An 8,682-nucleotide genomic window follows, 5' to 3' on the forward strand; every position below is an offset into this window, starting at 1 on the left:
CTTGATTGAGGGTCCTTGATGAGTCTGACCGGCCAGATCCTTCCGCTCGTCGGCGTCGTGCTCGGCGCTGTCACATCGTTCCTGGTGGGGAGCCTGAACGAGCGGACAAGGTGGCAAAGACAGCAGTCCGTCCGGTGGGACGAGCGCCGGCTGACTGCCTACGCCGAGTACATCGCTGCCGTCAAGGAACTCGCCGCCCGATATCAGCGCATCGCTGCGGCACGCGGGTTGGTCACCGGCCCTGCGCCCCTGGAGCTCACGGACGAGGTCCTCGCTGAGCTCGCCGAGTGGGAAGCCCGTCAGTCTGCCTTGTCCGCGACGTGCGGGCTCCTGGGAGACACCGAGACGAACACCGCGTCGAAGCCGCTGAACCACTGTCTCTGGCGTCTGGAACACCTTGCGCGGGGCGTACCGACCGAGGTCGAGCAGAACTGGGAGCAGGCATACCAGGAGTTCAGGGATGCGCGGCGGCAGTATGTCGAACGCGCCCGATGCAGCCTTGACGTGCCCGGGGCTGTCACTCGCGAGGTCGCCTGGCCCGCAGCCTGGCGGCCCGCATCGCACTCATCCCGGACAGAAGACTGACCCCGGACCGATCACGGCCGGAGCCACAGCCGGATCGCGGCGACGCTGACCGCCCCGTAAAGACGTAGGCCCTGTCGTCACAGCGGGCCGCGACCGCTCGGAAAATCTTGAGCCGGTTGATCGTCCGCTCGACTTCGTTGCGACGACGGTAGATCGTCTTGTCGAAGCTGGTCGGACGGCCACCCTTGTCGCCACGGCGCTTGCGGGCGGCCCGCTGGTCCTTCGGCTCCGGGATCGTGTGCCTGATCTGCCGCCGACGCAGGCAACACCGGCTGCGGCGCGACGAATAGGCTTTGTCACCCCCGAGGTGGTCGGGCCGAGTGCGTGGGTGTCCGCCTCCGGGCCGGGGTACTCGAATCTGATCCAGCACGGGGATCAACCACCGGGCGTCGCCCCATTGGCCGGGCGTGATGACGAAGGCGAGCGGACGACACCCGCCCTCACCAGCCAAGGTGGATCCCGCAGGTCAGCCCGCCCCGTGAACGGCCCGGGGCCTCGTCAGGGCGGTGCCGAACTGGCTTACCGCGTCTCCCGGGGATTCTCGGTGGGCGGAGCGGGCTCCTGCCGTGTCCTGACGAGCGCGACAGGAGGTGGAGTCCACGCTGGCCATGCTCCAGTCGATCCGGCCCTCGGAATCGGCGTCGGCGTCGGCGTGGACAGCCCGCAGGACCCTCTCCCACGTGCCGTCCGCTGACCACCTGCGATGACGGTCATGGACCGTCATCCGCTTCCCACAACGGGACGGCAGATCCCGCCACGGCAGGCCGGTCCGCTGCCGAAACAGAATGCCGTCAATCACCGGCGGTGGCACTGCCAACACCCGCCACGCCCAAGGGATTTCGACAGACGGTTCCAGCCGAGCCCGCTCATCATCCGAATGATCACCCCGCCCCATATCGACCGAAGCGACCTACCCCGGTGAGTCACACGATTCATCGGACAAGACCTAGACCTTGCTCATGGTCCGGGTGACCATGATCTCGATGGCCACACGCTCAGGGTTGGCACGCGGGGGTTTGTAGCGCCGGTGTATCGCTGTACCGCCTCAGCGACGGCTCGGGGTCGCGGTTGACCATGGCGATCCCTTCGAGGGTGGCTCACGGGCTCCGTCGACCTGGCTGCCCGCGACGAAGGCATCAGGACCGGCAGTGATGACGTTGCGGGCCTTCATGGTGGTGCCGCCGGTGACGACGCGGGCGATCCAGGGCGGATGGATCCCAGCGAGGGGCCGCTTGGTCTCCCCGTCTGGCAGCTCCTCCTTGCTGCGGGCAGCAGCTAGGAATCGGACATTCCCGTGCAGAATTCTGTCATTTGCGCGGGCAGTTCGCTGCGTTTAGCAGCTCCAACCGTAACGTCATGCCGCTGCTGCCACAGCAGGCACACGGGGTGCTTCTGGCCGCGCGGCAGCGGGGGGAACAGGACTCACAGTGATACTCAGATTGGCGCGCGCCGCAGCGGCCACCGTCGCGGCGTTCGCCGTAGCCGCCACATGTATGGGGGCAGCGCAAACTGCGCCCGCGAGGCTGACGCTCCAGGTCACCGAGAGCCCGGTCGTCGCGGCTGCCGGGATCGATACTTGCCAGGTCAACAGCATCCGCTACAACCGTTACGAGGAGTGCCAGTCGGTGCGGGCGACCGTGCGCGTGCTGCGCAACTCCGCTGAAGTCGGCCGGGCGACGTTCACGGTCACCCATCACATGAAGCTCAGCCAGAAGTCGCTGAAGTGGGCGGAGACGGTGCACGTCAGCAGGGCGGCCCTGGTCGGCAACGCCGCCGGCATCCGGACGAAGCTGTCGGCGTCATGCGGCAGCCCGTGCAAGGCGACCACCCACGTCCCGGCCCACACACTGGGTTCCGCGTTCTCCGGAACCGTCAAGTACGTGGACGGCGTCCGCAAGAACAAGACCCACGGTGCCACGTCGAAGTACGCGTACACATTCGTCAAGGCCGGCTTCACGCCCGGCGGGTTCTCCTACAAGTCGCTCAACTTCCGGTGTGACGACACCTTCTGGAACCGGGCGAACACCGTCCGCACGCTCAAGGCGGGGTGTGTCTTCCCCAAGTACTCACCGACCCTGACGACGATGAGCCAGCTGCCGGACATAGCGAACAACATCCGCCGAATCCAGGCACAGGGCGGCCACTACGGCAAGCCCGGCTCCGGCCACGCGCTGCGCCGTCTCACCGACGCGAGGAAGGCCGCAGCGAACCGGCGGGCCGTGTGCCGCGGGACGGCTCCGCGACCGGGACTGTCGTGTGACGAGTACCCGTTCGCCTCGACCTACGAAGGCGGTACGACGCTGCCCGCCGGCAGCCGGGGCATCGCATGGGTTCCCGAAGGACAGCAGGACCAGCAGGGTGGCCGCCTTTCGGCCTTCTACAAGAAGGACCGTGTCCTGGACCATGACTCCTACTGGGTCGCGGTCTGACCTGAACAATCAGCTGTGACGATGCGGTCCCCACCCGCCGGGTGGGGACCGCATCGTCACACCAGGAAGGGGAGAACGATGCAAGCCCAGCGCCCTACCCGGGTCCAGGTCTCGCACCACCAGTACGTCCTGTTCGACACGGACGCCGAACCGCTGGAACGAGGCATCGACGACATCCTCGCCGGCAACGGACTCGTCTCGGTCAACTCCGAGGCCACCTACGCCAGCGTGGTGACCGGAACTTCCTACGGAGATGTCGACGTCGCCTTCGAAGTCTCAGGCACCGAGCCGCCGCTGCGGACCGACGGCTGGGACGAGGTCGTCGAAACCAGCCTGTACTTTCCCGGTCTGGGCCCGATGGTCGGCGGCCCCGTCACCGACGATCTCGACCTGGTACCCCTTCTCGGCCCCGACGAGGAGTACCAGTGGTGGCGGTTCCGGATTCACGCGCGGGGACGGGACGCAGCCTCAGCCGCAGGCGACATCTACGCCGACGAGGGCGACACCGTCCTGGAACAGCACCTGCTCCAGGGATGGCCCGCACCCCGGGAACCAGAAGTGCGGCACAAGCTCACCGACCAATTCGGAACACGCTCCCGCACCCTCGACCCAGAATCCTACGCTCGGGCGAAAGCCGCAGAGGCAGCCCATGACGCCATGCCTGCCCCGCAACCGCAGGAGATCCGAACCCGCCCCATGCAGTCCGAACTACGCGCAGACGACCAGATCTAGGCTCTGTCTCTTTGGTTGGTTTCGGCTCCGGATGAGGATCGCGGCGAGGTGGAGTGCGGCCAGACACCCATAGGCTGACCCGATGGGCTTTTTCGATAAAATGAACGGCACCAAGTACCCCAACAGCGGTGTCGCACCGCGTTCCGCCAAGGAAGTCCGGGCCGCGCTGCTCGCGATCAACGGGCCGGACGTGCCGTACGTCGTGCGCAATGCCACCCCCAAGGAGGGTGCAGACCTGGTGGCGGAGTGGCTGATCCGGGAGCCTGCCCGACGCTGGACCCAGCTGCGCCGCACCCTTAAGACCCGGATGCGCCTGGTCCCGGCGAACCACGAGGTACGTGCCGTCGACCAGATGTGGGAGGTCGAGTGGGTCGGGGACCCACCCAGGCCGAAGAGAATGTCGCGCAAGTACGGCCGTGGGCAGGTGACCATGGTTTCCCGAAAGTGGACGTACGAGCGGGGGGCCGACGGCCGCCGGCACAAAACGGAGACGTTCCGCTTCGACACCGCGGACATGAAGGACCCCCTGCGAGACGCGGTCCTCGACGCGGGATGGACATGGCGCGGAGTATCGTTCGGCAGGCTGTGACCGGCCTGCGAGACACGAAACCGGGCGAAGGACTCCGCGGCCGTTAGGCTCCATAGCCACGGATCGCGCGGGAGGAGTGCGCCTCGTCCGCCAGGACCATCACCGGGGCCCGCCCCGGGATGGTCCCCTGCAATCCCGCCCATTAGGACAGGTAGGCGCCGACCAGCGTGCCGTCATAGCCAGCGGCCCGTGCTGCGGCCTCCAGGCTCGGGAAGTCTTCGCCACCGGAATCGATCATCGCTTCGAAGTCCGCGCGGCCGAGTTCACGCTCGACCCACTGGTCAGAGCAGCGGCAGCGGATGCTGACTTCGTTCCGGTCGCAGATGACCATCCAGTCCCGGCGAGCGTTGCACCGGGAGCACATGACCGTGGTCCCGGTGATGGTCAGTTCCTCGGGGTGAGTAGTGCAGCGGGCACGAACGTCGTCGTCGGACGGCTGCATCTCCTCCTGGAGCCGCAGCAGCGGGTCGTCGCCGGGCGCCGGCTCCGGCAGCGCGGTTCTCTGCTTCTTGAGATCTTCGCTCAGCATCCAAATCAGCTCCTCGTGGGTCTATCTGATCAGCACTAACAGCCGTCGGCGGCCGGCGTCCAGTCCTTTGTCTCGCAGGTCAACGCCTGGGACCTCGCTGGCGCGGAGCTGTCGGGTTGGTGCGGGCGAGGGTTTGGACGGGCTGCGGCTCCGGGGAACGGGGCTTCTGCTGCGGCGCCTTCGTGCCGCTACGTGTACGGGATGAGTCCATGGTGGCGGGCAGTTTGCCCAATCGCCGGAGCCGCCAGACCAGAACGTCGGTGACGTTGTCGGCGGTGTCCAGCTCCCGCCATTCGAGAGCGGTTTTCAGGAGGGCGGCGGGGTCGTTTCCAGCACGCTCGGCCTGGTCCAGGGTGGCGGTCAGAGCTTCCCAGCCCGGCTCACCGCGGAGGCGGTCGGCGTGCTCGGGCAGCGTGGCACGGATGGTGTCGGCGTGCCGCTCTCGTGCAGGGTTGGGGAGCCGACGGCCGTGCTCGCGCATCGCGTTCATCGGGGCGGTGGCGGCAGATCGGTAGGCAGCGCGCAGATGTTGGGCGGCCTGCTGGGAGGCGGCGGCCTGCTGGGCATGACCGTGGGCGGAGTGCCAGCGGACGGCTGCGATGGCAACCAGCACCATCGTGGACAGGAGCATCGCCGTAGCGCCGCCGTCTTCGCCTTTGCCGAGCGCGTTGCCGGCGCGGATGATGCCGCGTGCGGCGGATCGCACGGCTCGGTTGTCGACACGCTCGGCACGGACGTGGGAGCGGGTCGCGCGCTCGAAGGCGCGGGCGGCCTCGCCCAGTTCCTTGCGGGTGGACGCCGGGGAGGTCTGGGCGACGGCGTCGAGCAGTTCGCCGACGCCGACCAGCTGCGCGGCGGCATCTTCGTCGTCGTCTCCGCCGAGTGCGTCGGCTGCCCGCTCGGCCACGCGTACCGCATCACGGCGCGCACGAGCTGGGAGCCATACCCGGTCGCCGGGTTGGTTGCTGTGATCGCGATCGTCGCTGACCGGTCCCGCATCGAGTCGTCGGCAGATCTTGGGCAGGGAGAGGTCCGGGGCGAGTTTCGAGCCGGAGAACCAGACCGGCTCGCCATCGCGGTTGCGGTCGCCCGGGAGCGCGACTTTATATCCGAGAGTGTCTCCGGAGGGAGCGAGCCGCTTGTTGACCCGTAGGCCGGCTTCGGCGAGGCGGCCGAAGAACTCCTCTTCGTCCGCAGCCCCGGCGACTGCCTGGCGGACGGCTTCTCGCAACGTCTCACGGGGCGTCTCCGCACGGCCGGCGCGTTCGGCCTTCGAGCGCTCGGCGCTGGTGGGCCGCTGGGCTGCGGTGCGGTCACCACCGTTGAGGATCTGCAGACCGAACTCGGCTTCGATCTTTCGGCATTCGGCCTGGGCGCGGATGCCGTCTTGATGCCGACGTGGCCGCCGACCGTCCTCACGGACGAGGGTAGCCACAAGGTGGATGTGATCTTCGGCGTGGCGTACGGCGACCCAGCGGCACGCCTTGTCGTCGCCGTCTTCGGCGATTCCGGTGGCGCGCACGATGCGGCGAGCGACTTCCGCCCACTCGGAGTCGGTGAGGATCCGGTCGCCCGGGGCGGTCCGTACCGGGCAGTGCCAGACGTGCTTGGCGGGCCTGCGGTCCTTCGGCAGAGCGAGGACGGGAAGGTCGAGCCGGTCGGTGAGTTGTTTGAGAGTGGCGGACGGGTCTCGGCCGGGGTCGGGAGCCAGCTCCGGTACCCAGGCCGCGACCAGGTGAGGGTCGGTGTGCTCGTCCCTCCGGCCAGGTCCGTAAAGGTAGTTGAGCAGTCCGTATGTACGACCGCCGGTGGAGATGTCCGGGACCACGCTTCAGCGCCTCGCGATCTCGACGGCGGCGGCCTCGATGCGAGTGGCAGCACGCATCACCCGGGCGACGACCTCGTCCGTGTAGTCAGCTTGACCGCCCGAGTTGAGGATCCGGGCGACCTGGTTGAGGTTGTTGCCGACGCGAGCTAGCTGTGCGCTGGCGGCCATCAATTCCTCCACACGGCCTCGTTGGTCCAACAGCCATGTCTTCGGACCACCTTGGGCCTGGGCGACCGCGACCGCGGCGTCGGCGAGGAATCCGGCAGTCTTCAGGCCGACGGTCTCGGCGGCGCGCTTGACTGTGTCGAGTTCGTCTCGGGTGAGCCGGACGCTGCGGACTTGATCGCGGTGCACGCTCTGGCGCAAGCGGGGGCGCGTACGCGTCGCGTCGGGCGACGGTTCTTCTCCTCCTGGTTGCGATCCGCCCCCGGTCGCAGCCTCAGAGTCCGGCGCCCCCTGGTGCCGGGCCTCCCCCGCCTCCTTTGGGGCGGGGGCATGCGCTTCCGAAACTCCTCCGCAGCCACCGGCTGCGGAGGAGTTTCGGAAGCTACAGCTTGCTCGGCTTCGTACCGGGCGGTGGACTTGCCGCAGGTCCGGGGTGGTGTCGGCCGGCTCGGAGGGCGTCATCGGAGCGTCATCGTCATCTGGCCGCGTACGTCGAGCAGGATCTCGGTGACGTAGTCGAGTGCGAGGACCGGATGGTGGAGGGTTCGCGGCGTACTTGTCGGAGTTCGCTGGACGGTCCAGGTCCCGTCGGGTTGCGTCTCGGCGCGGTGAAGGTGTCCGTGGTCGTGAAGCACGGTGATCCAGGCGTCGGCTTCGGCGTGAGCGGCCGGTGTGGTGCGCATGTTGTCTCCAGTGCGGGAGGCAGTCGGGAAGCGTTGGCTCGGAGCGGGTGACCCAGCCATATGAAGTGGCCGGGTCACCCGTCGTACGGGCCGGTTGATCAGCGACCTGGTGTTGCTGAGTTCGGGTTGGCCTCGGCGCGGAGCTGTTCCATCAGGCTGGTCAGTAGGTCGTTGGCCAGCGGGAGACCTTGTCCTCGGATGGCGTTCGCGACGACCTGACGGGTGACTTTGCCGGACTCGGTGACCGCTCGGCGGGCGATCGGCAGGAGTTCGCCGGTCACCTGATCGGCGTTCCGGTCACCGCCCTCCGAGGTCTCCGGGACGGTGCCCCGAGGAGCCTCCGGATTGCCGGTGACCAGCTTGGCCAGGTGCGGGCGGGTGACCGGGGCGGTTCTGGTGACCGGCTCTCCGCCCACGTCATCGGTTCGGCCAGTGGTTGTGGCCGCATCCTCCGGGGTGGCCGGGTGTTGTGTGGGCTCGTCCTCGCGGCTGGCCGGTTCGCGGGGGTCCTGGCCAGCCGTTACCACCGGACGGCTGTACTGGCCGGATGCCCCGGAGAGGGCGGCGGGCTGGCGTCCTGAGGTGACCTGGCTCGCCCGGTCCTCCTTCGGCTGGCCGACAGTCTCCGGCCGGTCAGCGGTACCCCGGTCAGTCCGGTGACCGGAAGCGTCCGGGTGTCCGAGCTGTCCGGGGACAGCCGGTTCGGCGACCCGGCGGGCGATGAGGATGTACAGGTGGACAGCTCCGGCCAGGGCGAGCGGGGCGAGGGTGGAGAGGATGCCGACGGTGACGTCCCCGAGCAGCAGCCCCGCCCCTTCTGGCGTCTGCTGGTTGAGGCGGACCGCGTGCAGGGCGTTGGCCCAGATACTGGCGGCCGTCGCGACGCCGAACAGCATCCAGACGTAGCAGCGGGCTGCTAGCGGGGCGGCGCGCAGGACGAGCAGGGCTCGCACTCCGTAGGCGATGAACCCGTCGATCACCAGGGGAAAGGCGAAGGTAAGGAACCCGCGAATATGGATGGGTGCGTATCCGTTGAGGGTGTTGCCGATCAGGCTGTGAGTATGAGTCCTGATCGGTAGCGGACCTGGTGGTTGCGGGTGTGTTCCTGCTGTTCGTGCCAGGTCCAGTAGGTGTCGAAGTCG

The 8,682-nt window shown here is 68.1% G+C and carries 9 protein-coding genes and 1 pseudogene; 4 read left to right on the top strand and 6 right to left on the bottom strand.

The window, feature by feature from the left end; genetic code table 11:
- Nucleotides 1-18: 18 nt before the first annotated feature.
- A complete protein-coding gene (locus tag QMK28_RS18855; RefSeq protein WP_326439406.1) occupies nucleotides 19-585 on the top strand; it encodes a hypothetical protein in 567 nt (188 codons plus the stop codon).
- Nucleotides 586-596: 11 nt separating this feature from the next.
- Here the strand turns inward: QMK28_RS18855 and QMK28_RS18860 are convergent.
- Nucleotides 597-1,480: pseudogene (locus tag QMK28_RS18860) on the bottom strand (IS5 family transposase).
- Between the two features lie 532 nt (nucleotides 1,481-2,012).
- Between QMK28_RS18860 and QMK28_RS18865 the strand changes: the two are divergent.
- The 3 genes from QMK28_RS18865 to QMK28_RS18875 all read left to right on the top strand — a co-directional run bounded on the left by QMK28_RS18865 (nucleotide 2,013) and on the right by QMK28_RS18875 (nucleotide 4,335).
- Nucleotides 2,013-3,014, top strand: a complete 1,002-nt coding sequence (locus QMK28_RS18865; protein WP_326439408.1) for a NucA/NucB deoxyribonuclease domain-containing protein — start codon at nucleotides 2,013-2,015, stop codon at nucleotides 3,012-3,014.
- 78 nt (nucleotides 3,015-3,092) lie between these two features.
- Nucleotides 3,093-3,746, top strand: coding sequence for a hypothetical protein (locus QMK28_RS18870; RefSeq protein WP_326439411.1), 654 nt, complete (start codon nucleotides 3,093-3,095; stop codon nucleotides 3,744-3,746).
- Nucleotides 3,747-3,828: 82 nt separating this feature from the next.
- A complete protein-coding gene (locus tag QMK28_RS18875; protein WP_326439413.1) occupies nucleotides 3,829-4,335 on the top strand; it encodes a hypothetical protein in 507 nt (168 codons plus the stop codon).
- A gap of 142 nt (nucleotides 4,336-4,477) precedes the next feature.
- On the opposite strand, the gene QMK28_RS18880 is transcribed toward QMK28_RS18875, so the two are convergent.
- The 5 genes from QMK28_RS18880 to QMK28_RS18900 form a co-directional block, all read right to left on the bottom strand.
- A complete protein-coding gene (locus tag QMK28_RS18880) occupies nucleotides 4,478-4,864 on the bottom strand; it encodes a hypothetical protein (RefSeq protein ID WP_326439415.1) in 387 nt (128 codons plus the stop codon).
- A gap of 79 nt (nucleotides 4,865-4,943) precedes the next feature.
- Nucleotides 4,944-6,692, bottom strand: a complete 1,749-nt coding sequence (locus QMK28_RS18885) for a relaxase/mobilization nuclease domain-containing protein (RefSeq protein ID WP_326439417.1) — start codon at nucleotides 6,690-6,692, stop codon at nucleotides 4,944-4,946.
- A gap of 3 nt (nucleotides 6,693-6,695) precedes the next feature.
- Nucleotides 6,696-7,058: a plasmid mobilization relaxosome protein MobC gene (gene mobC / locus QMK28_RS18890; protein ID WP_326439419.1), complete on the bottom strand. Its 363-nt coding sequence runs from the start codon at nucleotides 7,056-7,058 to the stop codon at nucleotides 6,696-6,698.
- Nucleotides 7,059-7,315: 257 nt separating this feature from the next.
- Nucleotides 7,316-7,540: a hypothetical protein gene (locus QMK28_RS18895; protein ID WP_326439421.1), complete on the bottom strand. Its 225-nt coding sequence runs from the start codon at nucleotides 7,538-7,540 to the stop codon at nucleotides 7,316-7,318.
- A gap of 98 nt (nucleotides 7,541-7,638) precedes the next feature.
- On the bottom strand, nucleotides 7,639-8,520 hold the full coding sequence (locus tag QMK28_RS18900) for a hypothetical protein (protein WP_326439423.1): 882 nt from the start codon (nucleotides 8,518-8,520) through the stop codon (nucleotides 7,639-7,641).
- Nucleotides 8,521-8,682 lie beyond the last annotated feature (162 nt).

The organism is Streptomyces sp. H27-D2 (assembly GCF_035828615.1).
Taxonomy (GTDB): Bacteria; Actinomycetota; Actinomycetes; order Streptomycetales; family Streptomycetaceae; genus Streptomyces.

What these genes read in the sequence shown, in the direction of transcription:
- QMK28_RS18855 (WP_326439406.1), top strand. Translation starts at nt 19, where the DNA reads ATGAGTCTGACCGGCCAGATCCTTCCGCTCGTCGGCGTCGTGCTCGGC.
- QMK28_RS18870 (WP_326439411.1), top strand. Translation starts at nt 3,093, where the DNA reads ATGCAAGCCCAGCGCCCTACCCGGGTCCAGGTCTCGCACCACCAGTAC.
- QMK28_RS18875 (WP_326439413.1), top strand. Translation starts at nt 3,829, where the DNA reads ATGGGCTTTTTCGATAAAATGAACGGCACCAAGTACCCCAACAGCGGT.
- QMK28_RS18880 (WP_326439415.1), bottom strand. Translation starts at nt 4,864, where the DNA reads ATGCTGAGCGAAGATCTCAAGAAGCAGAGAACCGCGCTGCCGGAGCCG.
- QMK28_RS18895 (WP_326439421.1), bottom strand. Translation starts at nt 7,540, where the DNA reads ATGCGCACCACACCGGCCGCTCACGCCGAAGCCGACGCCTGGATCACC.